The following is a 23,904-nucleotide window of genomic DNA, read 5'->3' on the forward strand; positions in this document are numbered from 1 at the left end:
CAAAGGATTTTCTGCCGCTAGCGGCAGTCCGTGTTATTGTCGTTCTGGTTAAAGATAAAAAGTTAATCAGGAATATACAAGTTGATTGGGATGAGCCTTGGGAAGCACTAAAAAACTTTCGCAAACGACAAAGGAAATCACTAATTTCTCGCATGGAATCAATTCTACTGCACAAGATAACGATGGACGAATTCTTTGAAAGACTCCGGGCCATTATCAAGGAAGAAGTAAAGCTTGCCCTGCAGCAGGACCAGTTGCTGACAAAAGAGGGTGCTTTGAAAATGGCCGGCATTAGCAATTCCGTTTTTCTAAAAGCGATCAACGAAGGCATTGTAAAGCCCCAGCTTGTCAAAGGGCGTAAGAAAGCCATGTACCTGGAATCCGAAGTTCTAAAAATAGAAAAACGCAAAGGATCCAAATCCTAGACTTACAACTGGTACATATCCTCTTCTTTTACCGGGACGAAGATCTCTTTTTTCTTCGTGATGAGTTCCAGCGCATGGTTGGCATAATTGAAGCTGTCCACCCATTTCTTACAGCGCCTTTTGACCTCCGGTTTAATGTACTTTTCAAAATGGTAGATGAATTTCATCATTGCATGATTGCCGTTGTAGATGTCAATGTACTCGGACAGCTTGCATTCAAAGAATTCCTCTTTGAGCCGCTTCAGGTCCTCCCTCACCAGTTCAACTGAGGGGACAGGTATAGGGGAGGTCGTGATGTCTTTTACGTCCGAAGGAAACTCGTAAGGCTTTTTGCTTTTTCGGCCTTTACTGGACGATACTTTGGATATTGTTTTTTTGAACTTCTCCTGGTCTGCTTTTAGCTCAATGTAGCGGGCGAGGTTAACGTTTCTCTGTTTAAGTTCTTCGGCCAATGCCTGCAAAGCTTTCTTTTGGAAATAGAAATTGTGGCCTTTCCTGAAATAGGCGGTAAAGCCAAGTTCTTTAATCAGAAACGACCCGGGTCTGTATGGAGCGCTCCTTATGAACTTACTTATATCAGAATCCCCTACCCATTCACCCCGTTCGATCTGCAGCTTTTGGTAAACTTTGGCGGCTTTGTCAATTGCTTCTTTTGAGAATTGTTCTTCTAGTTGAAGATCCGCAGTGCCGACCAGTTGGGCAAGGATATTCTTGATGTCCTTCAGTTCATTCAAGACCTGATTTCTCATGAGTGGTGTTTTAAATTGTTATAGATGACAAATAGGTAAGCTGTTTGAAAGTTCACGTATTTCCCAATTAAATACTCATAGGGATTAAACTTATTTCAGCAGACTATTAAGAATTGTAAAGCAAGCTGAACATCACCTTTTTCATTATCGCAGAATACCAGCTCAGGGAACTCCGATAGCTCTTCCGTTGCGTCGCAAATGCTTTAGCATTCATGAGTGCCATTTTAAAATCAATTATTCCGCGAATAATCCTTTCAGCGATCTGTAATTCTATTGGGCAATTACAAAAGGTATATCTATTTAGATGAACCCCACATCACAAAAAACTTTATCACTGCACCTAACCTCACAAGATCTTTTCAGCAGTCATAAAGTTTTTTGCCAGCACACTCCAAACACTACCCCAAGCTTCTTTTCCCTCCGCACAGCAGCATTGTTCACTCGTTCGCTTCACTGCGCTCCGCAACGGCTCCTGGCGTCGCCGACCGCTCCATTACGCTCTCTCATTCACAAAGCTGCTTCTAGCTAACGCTTCTTATTCCCACTGCACAAAAAACTTTATCACTGCACCAAAAAACACAAGACCCAACCAGCAGCCATAAAGTTTTTGCCAACACCCACCATTCACAATCCCATGCTTCTTTTTCCCTCCGCAAAGCAGCCTTGTTCATTCCCTCATTCGCTCCGCTCATTTGTTCATTCACAAAGCTGCTTACTGCCATCGCTTCTATCCCTCAATTAATTCCAATATACCTTAAATACAATCAATCGTACCCCCGCACAGCCCCGCCAAGCCAGGCAGCAGGTGCAGCATAACACAACACTCACAATACGCAGCACCACTAGCCCGGCTGGCGGGGCTTGCCTACACGCAATCTTGCACTTGCTTGAATTATACATTAAAAAAGATCTGCGTGCCCTCAGCCTCCTGACGTCGGCTGTTCCAGGTAAAAAGGTCTCTCTCAGGCAGGGTCGGCAAGCAGACGTGCCAAACCCTTGCAGCAGCGCCAATAATGTCTATAGGTCTCTTTTATGGTATTGGCGCCGCTGCAAGTCCCTCCGGGTGATCAGCAGTTTGTCACGCTGCTTGCAGCTCCCTCTGCCTTCGTTCGGGCAGCTCCTGTGTCCTTCACCCACCTTTGTTCATTCCCTCCTGCGTTCCGCTCCATTCCCCCCGTTCGCCCCTAAACTTTTGCTCCCAGGCATGGCAGGCCTTTCCCAACTCAATGCCAATGCTCCAAACCTTAACACAAAAGCTATGCTCCGCCTTAACGCACAAGCATTACCCCAAGTCCTGCACATACCTTTCCGCAAGCAATCCGCACAATAGCTCACTGGGTTCCATTCCGCTCCACTCCGTCGGTCATTCACTTCAGTAGGGTTCAGTCCCCCCGCTGCCCATATTGGTGCTCGCCTGCGCTGCTGCCGGCTGCGTTCCGGGGCTCCACTGGCACAATGCCCTCGCGTATGTTTCCACGCCGCAATACCATATCTCAAACATGCCTCGTTCCGCCCCGTTCACTGTGCGCCCATCATTCCCTAACGGTCATTTTCCTGTGCGCCCCAGCCGGCAGCGCTCGCAGCCGCTTCCGTTCAGCCCTGCCATGCTGCAAAACCCTCCGCACAACGGGCTTCACTCCAGCGGCTTTAACGGCTCGCCCCTAAGTGCCGCAAGTATGCGGCAGTGCCCTGCTTCTTAAAACCAAATACAACAGTGTCGCTTTGCTGGCAGTAAAATAGGAATAGAAAATCTTATTCGCTCTTAATAGCTAATGAATAGGGAAGTAGTATTACAACGTTCCTCACAGCTTTGTGATTGCAGGGAAGTCTGGGATTTTACCCCTTAACATTTGCATGGCTGCTGAATCGTGTTTAATGGGTTAAATATAATTCTGATGCCTTTTTTTCGAAAAAATTGTTTGTTGTGTACTGTTTATATTATTTGAAGATTTCCCAATTATCAAGGTAATTATTGGGATCATCCATTTCAATTCTGAATTTTCGCATAGATGTTTCTTTCATAACGCCAGGCCTTGTAGATATCCAATGCTCATGTTGCCACTTGACATATTCAGCTACTGCTAGGCTTGGCACTAAATAAAACTTTGGCATTATGCCAGCATTTTCAATAAGAACAAAACAATAAATAAGATTGCTGTCTTTTATGTCCTCATGCTTTTTACTCATTGTCCAATGAAAAGCTGGTTTATCTGAAAACAACTTTTCTATTTTATGCGGGTTGGTAGTAGTTTTTACTTCAACTTTAAAAAACTTATTGATTTCCTGGTTTGTTACAAGTATATCAATCCCTTTAGTATTTCCTAATGTCAAAGTAGCGATGTAGCCTCTAGCTGTAAGTTGCGCAAGAACATAATATTCTCCGGCTAATCCTATTTGTGTTTTGTCTAAGTTCATATCTTTCTAAATGGCACACAACGAACAGGGCTTGCTGCTGTGGCGGCTTTCATTGTTCGTCCAGCCGATAGCCGATGCCGATTTAATGTACAAAATTTGATGTCAAGAATTAAAGCTTGGTATTGTTCGTCAAGTTGGAACAAAAGCCGAACAGCGATTTATAGTTGATTACTTGCACCACGCCCCGCCATATTGCCAATGCAATGTTATTTGCAGTTGCATAATTCACGCAGATTCAATTATTCGTACTCGCTGCATTACTACTAAAGTCATCTGTTTCCGGTGACATAGAAACTGTCTTAGCCTTCCCTTTAACCATTGCCTCAGCTACGAAAATAATTTGCCCTTTTTTGTTAACAAAATAATCTGATTGAAGTAATCTAAAATGTCCTTTTCTAAAATGCGGTATTTTTGATAGTTGCGAATTATCGATATCTCTGATCTTTTCGGATAACTGAAAAGTAAAGTTTCTCGCCGACTTATCTTCGCTTCTTTCAAATAGATTCTTTGGCACTCCATCAGCAACACAATCTGGGAAGCAATTCATATAGGCAATTGTATTAATCGCAAGCCGAAACATTTTTGAAAGGGTTAGTGAAACTTCGTCACCTTTCTTATTCACGTCTGCGTAGAATTTATCTGACATGCGACCACCATTTTCCCCTAGTGAAAAGTATAGTTCCACGCTACCATCATTTTCGAGGCTTAAGGAAAAGGCATATCCATCTGCTTCATAGGGCAAATGCAGTGCAAATCTATATACTACAGACTCGAATTGTTCTTTTGAATATAAATGAATGACATCTTTGCTTTGCCCATTTTCGTAGAGGAATTTTTTAATACCATCTAAATCCGACAATGGAGTTTTTTCAAGAAAGTCCCGTAATTGTTTATCTAGGAAGAAAATATGCAAAAGCTCACCTTTATAGTCGTCTCTCCATAATTCTAACCCTGATATTACCAAACTTCTCGACTCTGGAGTTTCAAAGGCCCCCATAGGAGCAGCTAAAATATTTCTTCGAAGTAAAGTGAATATTTGGTCATCCGTAAAATCTGGTGTAAATTTTTTCTGAGTCCGATAAAGATGTTGCCAAAAATATTTTAACGGTTTGCTGTAATATACTTTTCTGGCCATATCAATTTACTTTAAATTTGGTAATGTGTCGAGCAATTGCAGATAACGGATTTACAGCTTTGCTGAAGGCAGGGTGGTCAGGGTTGCTAATCCTTGGCTTATGCAGTGCTGTTTATTCCTATTTTACTGCACTAATATACTACTGTAGCCCTGCTTTCGCAACAACTGGATGTTAGCTGTAGTTGTTATTTTACCATTTCAATTTCTCTGAATTGCAACGTTATTTTATTTTGTATATGGTTATGATCAAGATAATACTGAAGAATAGGGTATTCTACTTTTAAAATATCAGAAAAGTTCAATTGAAATCCTTTAGGCTTTCTTTTTGAAAAGTTTACGCTCTTTTTATTTACTATTAAGGTGAAAAACAGTTTTCTATGGTGCAGTTTGTACTGTTCATATAACTTGTTTGAAGCCTTATATAGAATCCATTCGACTGCGCTTTTTGAAATAACGCTGTTTCTGAATTTACATTGGATGAAATTTATGTTCCCATCCTTTATTGCAATAAGATCAATTCCATTGTCAAAAAAACCATTAAATCCATTATACCTGACCTCGTAACCTTCATCTTCTAAAATTTGCCCAACATATTTTTCATATACATATCCCCACTCTGAATCGCTGATTTGATCATACGGCAAAACAAATTGACTGCCTGCAATTTCAACTTGCCGGACTATTGGATTAAGATTGATTCTTCCGAGTTTTAAGTATTTAACGATTCCCATTTTACAATTACAGCTAACACACAAATCTCGTCATACGCCAATTTAAAACAAAATTAGTTTTACATATTCAGTTTCAATGCCATTCATTGCGTTTTGATGTTGCCCAATCTGCATGAGCTCTTCCATAGTGCTAATCTGAAAACAAAGAATACGCAACTGCTTTCTTTTTCACCGCACGCCATTCCTGTTCACTTTGTATTTCTCATTTATAGCTTATTTCCATTGTTGCGTCCATCCCAAAAGAAAATGAAAAAAAGCAAATCAAGGTAGCAAGGGCAAGCCTTGCTACTTCCGGTCTGCAGCTGCTACCAAATTTTTTAAGGCCATAAACACAGCCTTTTCTCAATAAGCCAGCACTGCATCCACGCTACAAATGCCCACATTTATAGCCAAAAATTTGGTCTGCAGCATTGCCCTTGCTTCTGCGGAGGCTTTCTTTTTTTCCCTTTTTTCTTTTGGGAAATGACTTTTTAAACCACTTAAATAGATACATCATGACAAACGCAAATCATCTCTTCCGCTCCCGTAACGGCTCTGACCATTTTTTCCAACACCGTCCTTCTAGGATCTACTTCTCACAAGGAGTAAAAGACCTGGCAGACATCTGCTCAGCCTACTGGCTCCTTGAGCTGATCATCAGCTATCAATGTAAAAGGCGGATCAAGGCAGAGGGCTTCCAAGTATGGGAACTCAAACGTATAAACGAGGACCGCTTTATCGTCACTGCTACTGATGGCAACCACCACCGCCTTGTTTACCACTATCTGCCACAATGCGATTTTACTTATGACCTGGCCACTATCTGGCTTATACGCGGAGTCCTTGTACTCCCAGTAGAGTATTAAAATAAAGAAAGGGCCTCTCGGCCCTTCCTCATTTCTCTAATAGGTCACCACAACATATTGAGAGAAGTCATTTATGGAAATAATGCACCAGTGCTTTCAGGATTAAAGTTACTACGAAACTCACTGCTGCACCCACAGCAGCTAAAACTACCGTTTTCAGCAGATCCTCACTACTGATGTTCACCAGGATAGTAAGCATGGTACCTGCCGTAGTGCCTGCTTTAGTGGTATTGTCGAACACGTGCTCCATAACATCATTCTCCTTCCACAGCTGCCTGGCTCACCGCAGACGCCACGGATCCGGCGATGGCCAGGTAACCGGCTATTTTGACCACCACTATCGGCAGGGCCAATGGTGAAGTAGTTAGAGCAATGCTAACAGCTGTAAGTGCTAGGCCAATGTTTCGAAGCTTTACAAAAAAAGGTGGAGTAGGGGCCTGGATCCTGCTTATGATTTGTTTCATAACTCTGAATTAAGAAGTAAGGAAAAAGGATTTAGAAAAGAAAAAGGAAACCAGAGCGCTTGCTATACCTCTCTCCGGTTTCCATGGTTTTCACAGGATGGTATCTTATACACCCTCAACTTTGATCAATGCCAATGCATTGAAGGCACCATTCTTCAGTGGATAATATTCATTATTCACCAGTTGCAGGAATTCAATGCCCAATACCTGGAACAGCGGGTGAACACTAGCCGGTGTAAGTGCAGATTCCAGGCTAATAGCTGCTGTTGGCATGTTATCCAAAGGCAGAATAGCCGTTTGTTGGGTTTCTACAATAAACTTTCCTGCTTCAAAATCCACCTCTGCTGCTCCTGAAGTGATCTTGAAATGGGTGGCACCTACTGGAGCTGCAATCATATGAGCTGGAATGAAAGGTGGTACCGCTACGGTACACTGGCCTGTAGCCCTGTTAATAGTGGCATCATATGGCGCATACAATGCAGTGGTCAACTTACCATTGATGTTGAATTCAAAACCTTGCAGGAGCTCCACTTCACCATCCAGCACATTTCTCATACCACGTGTACTGGTGGCATCCGCCTTCACCACTTTTACCATTTCAGTGGTCAGCCGACTGGCCAGCCTGCTGTCTGATACATTTTGCAGTAAGCCCTGGATGGCAATGCGCAGCAGCTTTGCAGCCTTACCGGCCCTGCCGAATTCAGCACCATTTTCCCGGGTTCTTTCAAAAGCAGCATCAGTTGCAATACGGTCACCATCTACGCCGCCTTTTTCGCGAGCCAGGTAACCATCCTGGGATTTGTAAAAAGTGATATCACCAATCGTCCCTTTGAGTTTGATGATACCCATTTGTTTAGCCATAGGATAAAGTTTTTAATAGTCTTGTCAGACAAGGAGGACACAATTGCATGCCCAACAAGAAATGATAAATAATGATTAATTTTAAGTTCCTCACCACAAGATTATTATACCATACCCAAAACCTAAAGTAGCGGTACCGCTATTGCAGCATTATGCAGGAAATTGTACCAATTCGCATAGTCATCTATGCCAAAGACATCAGCAATATAACAGGCAAGAAGGAACGCACTGCCCGCAAGATCATTGCCCAGATCCGCCGCAAGTACAACAAAAAGCCAGGAGATCTCACCACCATCTACGAATTCTGCGAGCACACCGGCCTCAACGAGGAAAAAGTCCGGCAATTCCTAACTAGATAAAAGCTAGGATAGAGTAGGAGTGAAGCATGTAGAAGGTAAGGATAGTGTATAGATAGTGTATTAAATTGTGCAAATCTATCAATAAAAAAGAGGTGCAGGTACCCTACGTTATTTCTTAAAAATAAAAATCATCATATTGCTAACGTTTGAAAAGAGTTTCAAAACGTAATTGCGCTTACGGTTGGCCGATATTCCAATCTTAGTTTGAAAGATCAGAGTTTAATGTTTGAAATTCACTGATTTGCATTTTTTCAAATTAATGAGAGAGTAATCTTATTACTTTTGACACGGATCCACAAAACTAACCCATGTTTTTATCAAAATTACTGCTTTGGAACTTTCGCCGATATGGTGCGACTGCACCATTTGATCTGTCCCAACCACACCTAGCCCTATCGTTTAACAAAGGCATTAACCTTCTAATAGGAGAAAACGACTCAGGTAAAACAGCCATTATTGATTCTATAAAGCTTCTTTTAAAGACCCATAGTGGTGAATGGGTGCGTATAGAACACGAAGATTTTTTTAAGGATTCTATACGGCTTCGAATTGAATGCAAGTTTGAAGACTTGTCTGAAGATGAAGCCCAAAACTTTACAGAATGGCTCGGGTGGGAGACCCTTGGAGGACAGTCAAAACCTTACTTAAAGGTTTTTTTAGATGTAAGTCGTTCGGATAAGAAAATTATCCCGGCTGATATAAGAGCTGGAGCAGATCACGAAGGCTATATCTTGACTGCCGAAGCACGAGACAAATTACGTGTAACTTACCTGAGGCCTCTTAGGGATGCCACCAATGAGCTGTCTTCTAAAAAGAATTCCAGGCTTTCTCAGATACTTTTTTCTCACGAAGCCTTTAGCGATAAGGAAGGGCATCGCTTTATCGAATTAGCAGCCACACTTAATAATGAGATTGCAGCTTATTTTAAAGGTGAAGAGGCAAATGGTGCGCCTTTACCTCCCGATCAACAACAAGGTAAAGGTTTAAAGCAAGTCATTGATAAATATCTCAAACAATTTGCTAATAGAGAGACAGATTTTCGTATGACCGATACCGATCTAAAGAGTGTCCTTGAATCCCTATGCTTACTTTTTAAAGATGGTTATAACTTGGGCTTAGGCAGCCATAACTTGCTTTGTATTGCCTCCGAGCTTTTGCATCTTCAAAAAACAAACTGGGATGGTCTCAGGTTAGGTCTCGTAGAAGAAATTGAAGCCCACCTCCACCCGCAGGTCCAATTACAAGTAATCGAAACACTAGACAATGAGGCCCCTGATGTTCAGCTTATTTTTACTACCCATAGTCCCAATATTGGTTCTAAAATACCTTTAAAAAACTTAATAATCTGTCAGCAAGGCAAAACTTTCCCAATGGGAGAAGAACATACACAACTTAAGCCAACTGATTATACGTTTTTAGAGCGCTTTTTGGACGTAACCAAAGCAAACATGTTTTTTGCCAGAGGTGTTATTTTAGTTGAAGGATGGGCAGAAGAAATTATTCTCCCTGTTATCGCCAAAAAAAATGGTCACAATCTTACAGCGAAGGGAGTGTCAATTGTAAATATTGCCAATACGGCTTTTTTAAGATATGCCAAGGTGTTTCAGCGTAAAAATGGGATTAGTATGCACTATAAGGTTGCTGTAATTACAGATGTCGATGTAAAACCATTGAAGGCGGGAGATGGCAGAAAGGTTGAAAAAGCAGACGGTACGGGGAAAGAAATAGTGCCTTATACTGCTCATGAGATTGATAATTTAATATTAACACAACAACAAAATAAGCAGGCTAAATATAATGGGCAAGTGGTGATCACCTTTGTGTCCCCATTTTGGACGCTTGAATATTGTTTGGCTAGATCAGTCAAACTTCGAAAATTGTTTTATAAATCAGTTTTAGAGGCTCTATTGGAACAAAAAGAAGAGGAAGAAGTTTCTGATCTTACTGCATACCGTTCTGCCATTTTGAATATTGATAACCATTTTACACAATGGACAGAATCAGATGAGGAAATTGCATATAAGATTTACAATCATATTATTTCTGGCGATAATAAAGTTGACGTAGCAAAACAAGCTATTTCAAAGTCCATAATAGCACAACACTTTGCAAACAACTTAAATGCCGATAAAACTATTACGGATTTGCGTACAGAATTAAGTATTTCTTACCTTTTAAATGCTATTGATCATGCTTGTAGTTACTGATGAGCAAATTCACACAGCTGAGAATATTTTATTCGGTAAAACTGGGGTATTCGATGATGATCGTAAGACTTTTATACGGGAATGGCATACATGTGACTTGCAAGCCGTACCAGGAAGTGGTAAAACGACCGCTTTACTGGCAAAGCTACTTATTCTTGAGGCGCAGCTTCCTTTAAAAGAGGGCGGAAATGTTTTAGTCATTTCTCATACAAATGCGGCTGTAGAAGAGATCCGTCATATAATTGCGAAACATTGCCCTCGCTTGTTTGCAGAACCACATTTTATTGGCACAATTCAATCTTTCGTAGATCGGTTTTTAGCAGTGCCTTATTATGTTCACAAATTCAAAAAGAGGCCTGTTCGAATCGATGATGAAGTGTATCAAGAGTATCAAGAGCATCATAAGCCAAGTAGAAGTTTTCAACACTGGTTGAATAATCGTACTGATAAAGAAAAAATATTATTTAAGAGTCGCCTTTTGGATCAAGATACAATTGGATATGCTTTTACTTCGGATGAGTTTCCTCTAAAGAACAAAAATGCTTCAAGTTATTTGGAATTATTGCGAATCAAAAAAGATTGCCTTGAAAATGGGATTCTTTGTTTTGAAGATGCCTATTTATTAGGTTTTGAGTATATGCAATCTATACCTTCAATCAAATCAATTATACAAAAGCGGTTTCGCTATGTTTTTGTAGATGAAATGCAGGATATGGATAGCCATCAATATGATATAATTGAGCAACTTTTTGGGGATCCAACTTGCTTAAGCCAGATCCAACGTATAGGTGATCGTAATCAGTCTATTTTCAATGATGAGTCTAAGTTATCAGACCCCTGGGTGCCACGTTCGTCAATATTACAATTGAATGGAAGTCATCGTTTACACCCGCAAGTGGCTGCAGTGGTACAGAATTTGGCGTTGCATCCAATTGCTGTAAATGGATTAAGGAGAACCCCACAAGGGATGCCGATTGATATAAAGCCACATCTATTAGTTTATAAAGATTCTAATAAGCACTTAGTTATTAATCAGTATGCTCAGCTGATTAAACGTTTTAATGAATCTGGGCATATTCCTCAAAGCGACAAAAATGTTTATAAAGCAATATGCTGGACCACAAAAAAGGAGGAAGGCAGAGTTCGGATAAATGATTTCCATCAATCCTATTCAAAAGAGGCTGAAAAGCCTCAAATCAATTATCCGAGTTTAGAAAGTTATCTTCACCTATGTAATCAAGAATCGTTTGCTTCCATTCGGAAAAATATACTAAATTCTTTTTTGCGGGTTTTACGTATTGCAGGTGTTAAACACTCTAGTGGACAAGTATTTACAAAGCGGACTCTGTTGAAGTTTTTACAGAATACCAATCCTGATACATATAAAGAATTGAAGTTAAAACTATATCAATGGTGCTGTCTAATATTAAACAGAGATCATGCATCAGCATTAACTCAAATAAAAGCATTCTTGACCAACTTTATCTCATTATGGCCAGGAAAATCTTTAATTGGAGCCAGGCCCTTTTTAAACGCTGTTTGCCCTTTAAGTGTTAAACCGGCTACAACTGAAGCCAAGGCCAAAAGTCCAAATCATTGCTGCCCGCACGGAATTCCTATTGAAGTTACTACAGTGCATGCAGTGAAAGGCCAAACTCACACAGCTACTCTTTATTTGGAGAGTTTCTATCAAAAAAGTATCAAGAAAACTGGGAATTATGAGTCTGAGCGACTCGCTCCTCAGTTAAAAGGAATAGCGTTAGCAAGTGATGCTCATGAATATATTAAGCAATCAATGAAAATGGCTTATGTAGGTTTTTCTAGACCTACTCATTTACTTTGTTTTGCAGTTCATGAAAGCCGTTACCAAAGCCACCTTAAGGAATTGAACTCTGAAAGTTGGGAAGTAGTGTATGTGGAGCCTGTTTCATAACAGATCTCAAAGAAGGCAACTCTACAATTGTTATCTAAACTGCATTCCAAAGGGGGGCCGTCCTGTCTGGTCCACAATAGTCAAAAATGCTATTAGTTTCCAATAGCATTCTTTATTTTGGTCGAAGTGGGTTCGAATTATACAGTTTACGCATCACAACAAAATAGCAGTAATATTATTCAGGCTTTTTGGAGCAAAATAAGTGTAAGCATTTCTGCTTTTTAAGAAAGTATATTCTTATTCTATTCGATAAAAATAGAATAGGTGTTGGAGCCCGCATATAATCAGAGATGATTGATCGAAAATTTGGTTGTTATTCTGATTGATGGGTTTCACCTTCCATTTCAATAAAATAATTTAAGGAATAAAGTGTGTAAGATGGATAAATATGTTCAAAGAACATTTTATGAAAAGTGCCTGGAGCAATCCAGTGTCCTGCGTAATCTTTGTCTACTCCCTTTTTATAGACTTTGATGCCCTGGCCATTAAACACAAATAAATTTTTGTGTTTTGTAAGAGCTTTGGTCTTGTTAGTCTCTCTTTCTGTAGCCCACTCTGCAATCAAGCCAACTTTATCTGCCAGTTTGATGTACTCATCTAGATCGATCATAAACAACACCTTAACTCTTTTAAAAAGTATATCAAAAATAAATTCTTTTTCTACAGGGAGGGTAAATATCGGCTTGTTTAAAGACTCAATAACTTTCAGGAAATCAACTATGAAGTAGTTTTTGGTGCCCTGTTCGGCAATACCTTTAAGTAAAGCTTTTCCTACAAATTTAAAATGGCCTTTGAAAATACCGATATGGAGGCAGTTTTCAATAACATTATACGCCCACAAATTTCTTGTATCAAGTTGTTTACGAAGTTCGTACAATTCTTTAATGAAACGTGGGGTTCCTTCCTTTGGAGTAATTATTTTGATTTCTTGTCCAGTTGAACTGTCAATACCTTTGTCCGTGTTGATTATGTCTGTAACGTTCTTCAACTCTGCTTCTTGCTTCATTTGTCGGAGTAATTGCTCCATATCCTTTTTGGTGAGACTATACTTTATTTGCATCTCATCCATTGTTGCCTCACCTTCGTTAACCTCTCCCAAAACCTCCAAGATTTCAAGATTTCTTTTTCCTTCCTTTACTTCTCCTAATACTACCTGATTATCAATAGTACAAAGCAAGTCTCCGATTTGAACATAACTGGTAATATCTGTTATTAACGCAAAATCTAATTCTCTCTCATTAATTTTATCAGCGACTGCCTCTACAGACTTAATGTTAGAATACTTTAATATTTTATCGCCCTCCACTCCCTTATATAACCTCCTTGAAATATACAGTTGTCCATGGATCATTTGCCATGCTATATAATCCATTGTATGCCGGATAACATTTTCTTTGTAGCAATATAGTTCAATGTCTGATTTAATTTGAGCAATTCGGTTTCTGTTTCTACTTTTATGCGCCAGTTTAAGCTCTTTTTTTAGAGTAGACACCTTTTCTTGGATATCTTCTATTAATCTAAGAGCTAGTTTTTGCCCCTTCTTAAATCCTGTATGACAATTGGCAATGAACTTTTCGTGGTTTCCCTTTATTGCCTCTTGTATTTTCTCTTGAGCGGTAATGCTGTTTTCAATGGAACTTTTAATTCCATACTCACAAACAAAGTCAGCTATTTCGATCACTTTTTTTTCAAATTCCTTGATATCTGCCAGACGAGCTAGATTGGCAGGTCTTAATTTGTCCAACTTTTCAATTGCTTCATCAAGGTCTTTTGCTGCTGTCTGTTTAAGTATTTCAGCCCGGTATTCGGACGTCAAAGGAGTTAGAATTCCATTATCGATATTATTTTTCAGGTATCGTAACCCATCCATCTTTTTCTCTCCAGCTTCATTAAGGATGGACTCTATGGCAAAGTGTGCAAGGTAAGGAGGCGTATTCAGAATCCCCATGTTTGATTTGATCGATGTATACAACACGGTCTCAACTTCCTGAAAATTACTGATGCTTTCCACCAACACTGAATTTATATGAGGTTCCTCCGGTCTTCTATAAGTTCTCAATAAATCCGAGGTCCTAATTTCCCGTCGCCAGAGCATTGACTCAGCCTGCAATTGAGTAATATTATCAGCTAAGACTAGTATGAAGGCCTTTACTGGTTTGCCTTCCCCGGCAACTGGTATTACTGTTGGTGCATCGCTTCGGCCAGCGCTTAAACGAGCATATTCTACATTAAAAGGAGTTTGACAAGGAATTCGATCAACAATCAAAGGTTTGAGTTCAGGCCCGGGATCGTCTACAAGTGACCCGTAAGCCAGAATGCCCAGTTTGTATTCTTGTTTTTCAGCCATATATTATTATTAAAAAGTCAATTAGTTGTCTGTCCTTTCCTTTTCCCTAGTCTTTCTTTTATGATAGTTGATATTGATAAAGATGTGGAATAAAGTTGTGGTAGCGCCATGTAAAGATTTCCCGGTCTTTATTGAATCATTACCAAAAGTTGAAGAAAGATCTTCAACCATCCCATCCAACTCAAATCCTGATGGAAACTCAATCACGCTTGCTAAATCGGTCTTATAGCCATTCCAGTTTTCTTTGAATTTGTTCTCATCACCTAGATAGTAAATTATGATGAAGAAGAATTTTCTGGTTGCATCGTAATTAAAGACCTTAAAATTGTGTTTTTCAACATTTGCGACGTTTTTGCCCTTTAGGATCAATGCTTCGCATATTGTAATTCTTTCTCCCGGACCGAAAATAGCAAAATCAATTTCTCCCGGATTTAATTTACCTGATTCAGGAAATCCGCCCCTTGCATTTCCCACATGCCAGGTATAGTTTTTAAACCTATTACTTAATGCAAGAACAAGCAAGTCTGAATACTTGTCTTCCTTTTTGATTGATGAAACACTGTTGACATAGGTAAGCACATCTTCAGCAACACTAACGAGTTCGCTCAAGATGAATTCTGGTAAGCCAAAATCTTTCGTGAATTTGTGGGGCAGTATTTTAATTAGACTTTCCGCGGAGCGGGAAAATATCCTGAGATACTGCTCCCTTAAAACTTTAATTATGTCATCATTATCCGCATGGGTCTTAAGGCGGAGTATGAATTCAGGAGCATTACCATTTGACAGCCTGTGGTATTCTTCCGCTTCGGACAAAATCGATTCTGCCTGGACCTGCATCTTTCTTTTGATCAGGGACATGACAGACAGTTCAAGAAAATCCTTACTTAGTTGAAGTGGTTTTTCCAATTTATTAAACAATTCATCGAATGCCTGATAGTCTGTGAGAGCAGAATAGACATAAAGTTTGTTTAGCCAGATCATTTCTTTTACGAAATCCAGTTCGTTTTGTTGCAGTAGGGTGTTTTCATACTGTTTCCATTCGTCTATGGCTTCCCGGTAAAGTCTTTTTTTATCATCTACATTGCTTGTATTGTCAGCCCAACGTATTTTAGCAGCAAATCTGTTCAATGCCAGCGAAACTTTATCTCTTCCCTCTGTCTTCAATTGTGTATCAAAAATTGAATAAGCCTCCGGAGCGCGGTTTTTAGTAAGATACACCAGTGCTTTGTAGAAAGTTCGGGATCTGGATGCAGAAAACTCGGTGGCCTGATAATGTGATCGAAGTTTGGGATCAGGTATCTGATCGACTTTTTCTTCATCCTGGTCATGATAAGCCAGAAGCAACTTTATTCTAAAACAGTTGATCTCATGTTGATCATTAAGTGCATGACTATTTTTAATTTTTACCTTCTCCCAAATAGTCAACGCTTGTTTTGCCTTCTCAGCAAACACTTTGTTTTCAGCAAGTTGTTGTAAAACATATTCTGCATCGGTCCTGGTATAGGTTTCTGAGAAGAAGTTTTGAATATCCTGATTATTTAAAATACTTAAAAGTATTGCCTTATCACTTTCGGAAACTACAAATTCGAGCAACTTGAAACATCTTACGATCTGGTCCGAACTTACGAGTTCTTTTAAAATTCGATTCTTGTTGTCCTTTGAAAATCGATTAAGTGCATTGCCAATTTGCGGCAGTAGTTCTTCTTTTTCGGTACTCCAGAATGTTCTTTCAAAAAGGGAATCGAATATGTCAATCTGTTTATTTTCTGGTTTATTTATACAATACTTGATTACAAGAGAAGTGACCTTGTTTTCCAGCTTAGTGAGAGTGGGGGTTATGGGGTAACCTTGTGCTGATAAGATTATCTGATCTTTAAAGATTGTATGATAGCCATTAAGCAATATGGAAAGGTGGGTTCTGATTTTGTTAGCGACAAATCGATTATATTCCTCATACTTATTCTGGGCAACTTCCATTTGTAGATTGGTGGGACTGAGAAATTCATCCAGTATATTATCTTGCTCCATTGCAATAAAAATGGATTTCCAGTCCAACAAACCATTGTTAGATTGCTGGTTGTGCCAGATTGGAACGTTTTCGCTTGTTGTCTTTTTAAAGTAATCCCAGACTGCCTTTTTGCCTGTATTTATTGAATCGAGATAAAATGAAACAAACTTTTGGATAATAATTGATTGCAGTTCGCGAGACATTTTCTTATCGCTCAGGTTTTTTGCCAGTTTCATTATCCATAGCAGGAAATCCAGTTCAACATGCGGGATAGCAAGGGAATTATTTCTAAAGTAGTCAAAAGGCTTATAATCGGCTACCTGCTTGTATAGCTCTTTCAGAACTACAGGATACCATAAATCTTCTATTGGCCCGTTAATAGTGATAACCCTTCCGGGAAGCACAGCATGCTCAAATACGTCGCAAAGGGAATTCCCCAGCTGGGTTGCATTGATCTTGTGACGCATGTTTTTTTGTGCATCCGGGCTGATAACTTTCATTTTATCGTGGAAAGAGATGTAAAGACATTGAAAGATTACTTTTGCCTTTTCTTGATTATCAAGGCCTGCGTTCGTGGCTAGGAACCTACACAATAACCCAAAACAACTTGTAGCTATTTCTTCAAATACGATTGGTTTATCGGCAAGAACATTCTCGCCTTTTTTAAGCTTCCACAGCAATGTAAAACCCAACGCTGCTGTTTTGGATCGGTAGAGCAGGTTAGGAATAATGTGTGGCTCCCAATAATAGAGATTCCAGCAAGTTTTCCAAAGTGCATATGGTTTGGCAGAACCAGCTTCTAATAGACAAAGTATTCGTTCGCATGAATTTTCTTCATCATTTCTGACTATCTGGTTTATGTAATAGAAAATATCTTCTCTGGCATCTTGCGGCCACATCAATTGATGCTGCCATCTGTTATCAATAGCTTCAATGCCCTCGTATAGGTCAAAGAGATCACTATCTGTCGGAAATTCCGGTTCGTTTTTATGTTCTGATAAGACATAGGAAATAGTTGATACGCGATGTGCCTGATCCAGTTTTATTTTCAGGTACTCTTCTTCACCTGACGTAAGGTCCTCTTCTGTTAATACGACCTGTAAAGCAGCATCAAGAAATCTTTTTTTAGCATCCAGGTTAAAGTATGTTCTGATACTGCACCAGTGATGGTGGTGAACCATTCTGTCATGCCAATATCTGATCCTTTCGAGATCGTTAGAAAACTGTTCTTCTGCAAGGAGTGAATTCCAGAGTTTAGCTCCGGCCTTATCAAGTATCATTCCGCTAAACGGAGAGTCTTGACAACGAAAGTTCAATATATAATTATGGCCGTTTGATGTTAATACTTTTTTTTCTATTAGATCTTTTACCGAAGGGGTTGCAGGGAACAGCGCAGTGTGACTGGTGTGAAGATTCGTGAGTTGATGTATCGATATTACCAGTCTATTCTGAGTTTCATCTGCCAGGCAATCACGAAGTTTTTTTATAAAAAGAAAATCATTTGCATATTCGACCAGAGGCCTGTAATAGTCAAGATTTTGGATAGTGATCACCTCATCTTTTTCCTGTATCCAATTGTTTTTTTTCATTACTGCTACATCGAGGACAATAGTATGAGTTTTATTGAATGCGACGATAGCTTGCTCGAAGGCTGCAACTGAAATCTTGCCATCGACGTGTGCAACCATCAATTCTGATAAAAAGCCAAATTCGCCCTTCAGATTCGCCACTTTGTCAATGTCAAAAACGCTGTAACGGATAACGCCCGAAATGTTTAGTTTTTGGTTTACAATGCGAAGCCAGTTACGTTTGAAAAGCCCATCAACGTCAACCTTAAGACCAGTTTCTCTTTGAAAAGTAGTATAAATCTCATAGACTTTCTCTTTTGTGATAGTATGATAAGGCTGCAAAATTGTATGCAATTGTATCGATGCGTAGAAAAAAGAAGCGCCCCAGTCATTTTCAGCACTCACTTCTTTGGAATGATCGAAGGGATTGAAATGTTCCTTTCTTCTGTAAATTTTGATCACCTTGCTCAATTTTGATGCCTCATCCCTAAAATTTTCCATGCAATAAAAATTTTGAGCAAAAATATTGATGATATTGTCCTATGATCGTTAAAAATTGTTGGGCTATATTATAGAGGGCTAATATTCAAATAAGTCCTCATTCTTCTAATTAAACTTTTAGTCCCGGTTGTAAATTTGACAGAATGGAAAACTCATCATCCAAATTGATCCCTGGTAAACCTGCGCCGTATTCCAAGACATCTACTGCGGAATAGGATAGCAAGAATTTATTTCAAGTTTTAGTAGGAGCAAAGTATATTAAATGCAAACTGAAAACATTTGACAAGCAGCCTAACTCAGATGGGATCCTGGATATTGTTGATAGCGAAGGATATCCTATAGGGAAGATAGTCGTACAATTAAAAGCGCTTTCGGAAAAGAACTACCCTAATCCAAAATATCAATGCGAGCGTTCATTTTTGGCTACTGTGAAAGCTCAATATTGCAGATCATATTGGTAGTAGTTAACCACAGTAAAGATCGGAAAGTATACTGGCGGCATTTTGACTGTGTGACACTAATGGAAGTATCAGCCAACACGGACTGATAAAGATGTTCGTTGACCATTCCGGTCGGAAATTGTATTAATGGCAATCAGCAAACCAGTATCACAACTTGTCATCAAATAGTTTACTAGTTTAAGTAGAGAGTATAGAATTGTGACTCCGAAATAAAAAGGAGAAAAGCATAGGAAATTCTATTAAAAGATCTGGATGGTAGATTCCAGAATCCTATTTACTTAACCTTTCCTCTTGTAATAGAAGTTCATTACTTCCTAGACATTAATAGTTATAGGCATGTATCATAAGATTTGAATTAAATTGCTATCATTTGTACTTCTTATTTTGTAAATTTATAGAGCAGTTTAGCTCTTCGAAATTCCATCAAATTCAAGCAGTTTATGCGGTTTCCTTTTCGGTATCCTAAATGGTTTGATCGCTTGAAACTCAATACAGTAGCGGCTTTTGTGGTCCTGTTCTGTTCCCTACAGGGTCACTTTAAGGAACCAGCGTTTCGGATCGAACGTTGGTTCCTTTTTTATTTCTCTAAAAGTCTCGTTTACACAAATAGGACCTATCCTGGAAAATGTTACTATGATTACCCGAACTCTTCAATTATTTGTTTTAGCTGCATTTTTCTTGACAAGCTGTTCTAAAAATGGTGAATCAAAGAGTTTTTCCAATATTTACGTGACTGACCGTTATGGACAAATGCTTGCAGGTGATACATCAGATGGACAATGGAGGAGCAAGTATTTTACAGATTCGGAACTTGCTCATTTTTCGAGTTTGGATACTATTAAGCTGACAGGCACTACCAAGCCTTCTTTTTGGCATGTTACTTATGCCTATTCAAACCCATTTGCTCATTATACAAATGTATCGGTTAATGCAGAAGGGAATGAACATTTTTTTAAGACCTGGGGGTAATCTTGAATACAAGTGAGATAACTGGTAACAACATAACCAGAAGGATGTATGGCCATATCTATTCACACCCATTCTTTACCTAAAACTCATTTACATTTATAATTAAAACATCAGCTTAACGCTCATTTGCTTAAGATAATTGTTGAAATGAGGGATCTTAAAACCTCTTCTCACCCAAAAGTGAGCATTTGCAAATGAGCTTTAATCCCACAGAGAACAATCACGTGGGCGCCGGCTACGGCTTTATTCCCAAAGGCTATTATCTACATCTTGGCGTAGATTGCAAATGCCGTCTGGTCGTTATTCGGGGCAAAGTGAATAAGAAGCAGGTAACTGCCGACGCAGAACAGCAAGCGATCATCAAAGCCCAGAAGGATGATGGTGAGGGTGGCGAAAAAGTGCTCAGCTTCGAAGGTTCCATCATCACCGGATTGGTGAATGGAAAGCCGGTAACAAAGGCGACTGATACGCTTTACGCGCGTGGCATGGCCGGCCTGATGGCAGGTGGCGGGACGAAAAAGCTCAGCAGCGCCAGGTCAGTTGCCAATCTACAAACGGTAAATTGGCAGTATAATCATCCAAATAATGGGATAGAAAGGAGACATCGTTTTATCAAGTGGCAAACCAAAACAATCTTGGATTTAAGAACATTGAATCTGACTCATGAACACTTGCTGGTATAAAAATGGTGAGAATGATTAAAGAAAGTCAAGTAGTTGCTCCTATGGCGACTTCCTATAAAACATTTACATGAAAACACTATATCAAACCAGCGTTACTGTAACTGGTGGACGAAACGGAAAAGTTCAAAGTGAAGACGGTGTTCTGGAACTGGAAGTAAGGACACCCAAAGAATTGGGAGGACCAGCAGGTTATACCAATCCTGAACAATTGTTTGCGGCAGGTTATGCAGCATGTTTTGACAGTGCCCTTAATGTGGTAATGAACCGGGAAAAAATACATTCTGAAGGCCCTTCTACAGTCAAAGCAACCGTTGCATTGAAGCCAAATGGAGAAGGAGGATATGCATTAGACGTTGCTTTGGCTGTGACGATTCCTGGTATTGAAAAAAGCAAAGCAAGGGAACTGGTAGAGAAAGCTCATAAAGTATGTCCTTATTCCAACGCAATCGTTAAAAATGTTAATGTTCAGTTGGAAGTAATTTCATAATTTCTCATTGGGATGGTTGCAGGCTCGTCCAATCCGCAAATCAAAGAGCAAATACATATTAGTTAATCATATCCGTTATAAGGCCTTAAAGATGCCTTAGATGCTTCCTTACAGTGTTTTCAAATATTCTATTACTGCTTTTCGTTCAGCATCGGTAAGTTTATCTCCAAAATAATGTCCGTAATTACCGTATCCTGGCCAATCAGTATTGTAAACAGTTGTACCATCCCCATTTTCATGAATTGAAAATTTCCAGCCTATCTTTTCGTAATCATACTCTGGTTTTTCAAAATCTCTTGACCAGTACTGGGGTCTCAATTTACTATTTAATACCGCCTCCAAAGTAGGTACAGAGCCATTGTGTAAATAGGGCGCAGTGACCCAGATGCCGTCCAAAGGAGGAGCTATATAACCTTCGAAAGGTTCCAGCCTTGCCGGATGATCACCCTGTGTAAACCAGCTCTTATTGAACCAATTGACAAACTGGGGATTGGAGTAATTGCTCTTAAACAGAAGTGAATCGGTTTTGATCATAGCTTCAGGGATCAACAGATTCGGATAGGACTCTTTTTCGCCATAAGTACCATGACATTTGGAGCAACTTTTTTCGAACAGCACTTTACCTTGCTGTACTAACTCTTCATTAACCGGATATGGATATTTGGGAGGTGTGATAGAATAAATATAGGCTAGCAAATCCGGCATGTGATCATCTACCTGCCTCGATTCTGACGTATCATTTACGGTTAAAAGGTTCGATGCCATTAAAAACCGTCCAAAATCGCCACGGCCGAATCCGTTATAAAACATAGCATTTTTCTTCTTCAGCAACCACCAGGGTGGTGTATCGGTAGGCACTACTTCATCGGGAATTTCCAATATCGGACGGTTTGTCCATTGAAAGGTATTCGGATCGCGGTGAGCAATGAGCACATAGGCTAAACGTCCGGCTGCATTCACACCCCGGACTTTTGTATATAAATACGGTGCAATGGTTTTGGTCACTGTAAAAAAGGGAGCAGCAGCCTCGTACTTTTTAGGGTACAGTGTTTTTAACAACGATTCTACATGTTGAATTTTTTTGGCATTTACTTTTTTGTTGTTGGTAAAATCAATGGAAGTATTGCCTAAGCCAATGATCAACTCATTATTAAAAACCTGAGCATGACATTGCAGACAGTTCGGTGCGGCAAGTACCTCGCCGTTCTTGGCTGTTACGGCCGTGTATTCATACGACAATTTTTTATTAAAGCCTTCCCTTTGCAGGTAATTGGCTTTTGATGCACCGGCTCCTAATAAATATAAATTGTAGGGAATACCGCTTTTTACATAATCACCTGTAATTAAATACTGCCATCCCTGTTTTGCATCTCCTATTCTTTGCGGACTGGCTGGTATAGGTACCGGTTTTTCAATTTCCCATGCACTTATAAAAGCCGAAAGGCCTAATCCACACAGGATCATCACTACAATCACTACCCACTTTTTCATAAATATTTATTCCATATAAAAGTTAGGAAAGAATTGCGAGCCCAACAAGAAATGATGAATAATCAGTTCAAAATAAACCAAATGTAAAGGTGCCCTCTGAGGGGCTATATTCTACAATTGTTTATCAAAATGCATTCCTGAAGAAGGTTGCAGACCACTCCGGTCTGTATATAATGAGCTCCAGGCAATCGAATATCAATTGTCTGGAGCTTAATTGTTTCAGTTAGGCACCCCTTTAGATATAAATTGCTTTTACTTATTAAGTACAGTTCATATCAATTGAACAACCTGTATTCATTCGGTGATTGTCCCACACGTTGTTTAAACAACCGGGTAAAATGCTGGGGATACTTAAATCCCAACTCATACGCAATTTGGCTAACAGACTTGCTTTGGTCAAATATTCTTTCTTTAGCTACATCAATTACCTTCACTTGGATGTACTCCTGCGCTGTTTTACCAGTTTCTTTCTTGATCAGGTCACCAAAATAGCTGGCAGATAAATTCAATTCATTGGCGCAATAAGCTACAGAAGGCAAACCAATTGTTTGCGGTTTCTCTGATTCGAAATACTCGTTTAACAAATTTTCAAACCTTTCCAAAATCCCCTTATGTACGTTATCACGGGTAATAAACTGGCGGTCGTAAAAACGGACGCAATAGTTCAAGAACAATTCAATGTTAGATACAATCAATCTTTTACTGTGCTTGTCAATGGCATGCTCTAACTCGTATTCAATTTTTGAAAAACAATCCAACACAATCTTTCGTTCACGTTCTGATAAATGGAGTGCTTCATTCGATTGGTAACCGAAGAACGTATAGTCCTGTATATTCCGTCCAAGCGAAGTGCCATGTATTAAATCAGGATGAAAAACCAGTGCATATCCTTTCGGTTGATAAGTCTCTCCATTGCTATTTATGCCTGCCACCTGTCCCGGTGCCAGGAAAACCAGTGTACCTTCCTGGTAGTCATACGTATGCCGACCGTATACCAAATCACCACATTTCACATCTTTTAAGAAGATGGTGTAGAAACCAAAATACATCCGGGAACCTTGCCTGGGACTTGCTTTTGACAAGTCAACCACACTCACCAGCGGGTGTAGCGTTTCGTTATTGTTGAAGGCGTTGTAATCACTGATGGTTTCAAACCGTCGCAGGTTATCCATATCACTATTGTTTTAACAAATTCAAAATTACCTCTTTTGTCACCCTTTTATGAATGAGCAGTCGCTAATCAGCAATATTGGTAGGAAAAACCG

Annotated in this window: 20 protein-coding genes; 8 read left to right on the plus strand and 12 right to left on the minus strand. The window is 39.6% G+C overall.

Going from position 1 to position 23,904, the window contains the following annotated elements; all coding sequences use genetic code 11:
- Positions 1–152: 152 nt before the first annotated feature.
- Complete coding sequence (locus OCK74_RS14925; protein ID WP_279297853.1) at positions 153–425, plus strand: hypothetical protein; 273 nt, start codon at positions 153–155, stop codon at positions 423–425.
- A gap of 2 nt (positions 426–427) precedes the next feature.
- Here OCK74_RS14925 and OCK74_RS14930 read toward each other — a convergent pair whose 3' ends face one another.
- From OCK74_RS14930 to OCK74_RS14950, 5 genes are all read right to left on the minus strand, one after another.
- Positions 428–1,174, minus strand: coding sequence for a hypothetical protein (locus OCK74_RS14930; protein WP_279297854.1), 747 nt, complete (start codon positions 1,172–1,174; stop codon positions 428–430).
- A gap of 521 nt (positions 1,175–1,695) precedes the next feature.
- Complete coding sequence (locus tag OCK74_RS14935) at positions 1,696–1,896, minus strand: hypothetical protein (protein WP_279297855.1); 201 nt, start codon at positions 1,894–1,896, stop codon at positions 1,696–1,698.
- A 1,216-nt stretch (positions 1,897–3,112) separates the two neighbouring features.
- Positions 3,113–3,589 carry a hypothetical protein gene (locus tag OCK74_RS14940; protein ID WP_279297856.1) on the minus strand — a complete coding sequence of 159 codons (477 nt, stop codon included), beginning with the start codon at positions 3,587–3,589 and terminating at the stop codon, positions 3,113–3,115.
- A gap of 235 nt (positions 3,590–3,824) precedes the next feature.
- Complete coding sequence (locus tag OCK74_RS14945; protein WP_279297857.1) at positions 3,825–4,724, minus strand: hypothetical protein; 900 nt, start codon at positions 4,722–4,724, stop codon at positions 3,825–3,827.
- Positions 4,725–4,909: 185 nt separating this feature from the next.
- Positions 4,910–5,455 carry a restriction endonuclease gene (locus OCK74_RS14950; RefSeq protein WP_279297858.1) on the minus strand — a complete coding sequence of 182 codons (546 nt, stop codon included), beginning with the start codon at positions 5,453–5,455 and terminating at the stop codon, positions 4,910–4,912.
- Positions 5,456–5,949: 494 nt separating this feature from the next.
- On the opposite strand from OCK74_RS14950, the gene OCK74_RS14955 reads away from it, so the two are divergent.
- Positions 5,950–6,300, plus strand: a complete 351-nt coding sequence (locus OCK74_RS14955) for a DUF6876 family protein (RefSeq protein ID WP_279297859.1) — start codon at positions 5,950–5,952, stop codon at positions 6,298–6,300.
- Positions 6,301–6,367: 67 nt separating this feature from the next.
- On the opposite strand, the gene OCK74_RS14960 is transcribed toward OCK74_RS14955, so the two are convergent.
- The 3 genes from OCK74_RS14960 to OCK74_RS14970 form a co-directional block, all read right to left on the minus strand.
- A complete protein-coding gene (locus OCK74_RS14960; protein ID WP_279297860.1) occupies positions 6,368–6,550 on the minus strand; it encodes a hypothetical protein in 183 nt (60 codons plus the stop codon).
- 4 nt (positions 6,551–6,554) lie between these two features.
- Positions 6,555–6,764, minus strand: a complete 210-nt coding sequence (locus tag OCK74_RS14965; protein WP_279297861.1) for a hypothetical protein — start codon at positions 6,762–6,764, stop codon at positions 6,555–6,557.
- A 105-nt stretch (positions 6,765–6,869) separates the two neighbouring features.
- Positions 6,870–7,625, minus strand: a complete 756-nt coding sequence (locus OCK74_RS14970; protein WP_279297862.1) for a hypothetical protein — start codon at positions 7,623–7,625, stop codon at positions 6,870–6,872.
- 152 nt (positions 7,626–7,777) lie between these two features.
- Here OCK74_RS14970 and OCK74_RS14975 point away from each other — a divergent pair, with 152 nt between their 5' ends.
- The 3 genes from OCK74_RS14975 to OCK74_RS14985 all read left to right on the plus strand — a co-directional run bounded on the left by OCK74_RS14975 (position 7,778) and on the right by OCK74_RS14985 (position 12,124).
- Complete coding sequence (locus tag OCK74_RS14975; protein WP_279297863.1) at positions 7,778–7,984, plus strand: hypothetical protein; 207 nt, start codon at positions 7,778–7,780, stop codon at positions 7,982–7,984.
- A 308-nt stretch (positions 7,985–8,292) separates the two neighbouring features.
- The gene (locus tag OCK74_RS14980; RefSeq protein ID WP_279297864.1) at positions 8,293–10,191 is read left to right on the plus strand and encodes an ATP-dependent nuclease; all 1,899 of its coding nucleotides are present in this window, start codon (positions 8,293–8,295) and stop codon (positions 10,189–10,191) included.
- Complete coding sequence (locus tag OCK74_RS14985; RefSeq protein WP_279297865.1) at positions 10,175–12,124, plus strand: UvrD-helicase domain-containing protein; 1,950 nt, start codon at positions 10,175–10,177, stop codon at positions 12,122–12,124. The genes OCK74_RS14980 and OCK74_RS14985 overlap by 17 nt, the downstream gene beginning before the upstream one ends.
- A 313-nt stretch (positions 12,125–12,437) precedes the next feature.
- Here the strand turns inward: OCK74_RS14985 and OCK74_RS14990 are convergent, their stop codons facing one another.
- Together OCK74_RS14990 and OCK74_RS14995 are read right to left on the minus strand one after the other, a co-directional pair.
- Complete coding sequence (locus OCK74_RS14990; protein WP_279297866.1) at positions 12,438–14,471, minus strand: hypothetical protein; 2,034 nt, start codon at positions 14,469–14,471, stop codon at positions 12,438–12,440.
- A 21-nt stretch (positions 14,472–14,492) separates the two neighbouring features.
- Positions 14,493–18,548 carry a hypothetical protein gene (locus OCK74_RS14995; RefSeq protein WP_279297867.1) on the minus strand — a complete coding sequence of 1,352 codons (4,056 nt, stop codon included), beginning with the start codon at positions 18,546–18,548 and terminating at the stop codon, positions 14,493–14,495.
- 1,094 nt (positions 18,549–19,642) lie between these two features.
- Here OCK74_RS14995 and OCK74_RS15000 point away from each other — a divergent pair.
- The 3 genes from OCK74_RS15000 (at position 19,643) to OCK74_RS15010 (ending at position 21,148) form a co-directional block, all read left to right on the plus strand.
- Entirely contained in the window at positions 19,643–19,978 is a 336-nt protein-coding gene (locus tag OCK74_RS15000; protein ID WP_279297868.1) for a hypothetical protein, read from the plus strand.
- Positions 19,979–20,172: 194 nt separating this feature from the next.
- On the plus strand, positions 20,173–20,661 hold the full coding sequence (locus OCK74_RS15005; protein WP_279297869.1) for a hypothetical protein: 489 nt from the start codon (positions 20,173–20,175) through the stop codon (positions 20,659–20,661).
- 67 nt (positions 20,662–20,728) lie between these two features.
- A complete protein-coding gene (locus OCK74_RS15010; protein WP_279297870.1) occupies positions 20,729–21,148 on the plus strand; it encodes an organic hydroperoxide resistance protein in 420 nt (139 codons plus the stop codon).
- 108 nt (positions 21,149–21,256) lie between these two features.
- Here OCK74_RS15010 and OCK74_RS15015 read toward each other — a convergent pair whose 3' ends face one another.
- Positions 21,257–22,639, minus strand: coding sequence for a c-type cytochrome (locus OCK74_RS15015; RefSeq protein WP_279297871.1), 1,383 nt, complete (start codon positions 22,637–22,639; stop codon positions 21,257–21,259).
- A gap of 275 nt (positions 22,640–22,914) precedes the next feature.
- Positions 22,915–23,811, minus strand: coding sequence for a helix-turn-helix domain-containing protein (locus OCK74_RS15020; protein ID WP_279297872.1), 897 nt, complete (start codon positions 23,809–23,811; stop codon positions 22,915–22,917).
- Positions 23,812–23,904 lie beyond the last annotated feature (93 nt).

The sequence above is a fragment of the Paraflavisolibacter caeni genome, from assembly GCF_025628885.1.
GTDB classification, from domain to species: domain Bacteria; phylum Bacteroidota; class Bacteroidia; order Chitinophagales; family Chitinophagaceae; genus Flavisolibacter; species Flavisolibacter caeni.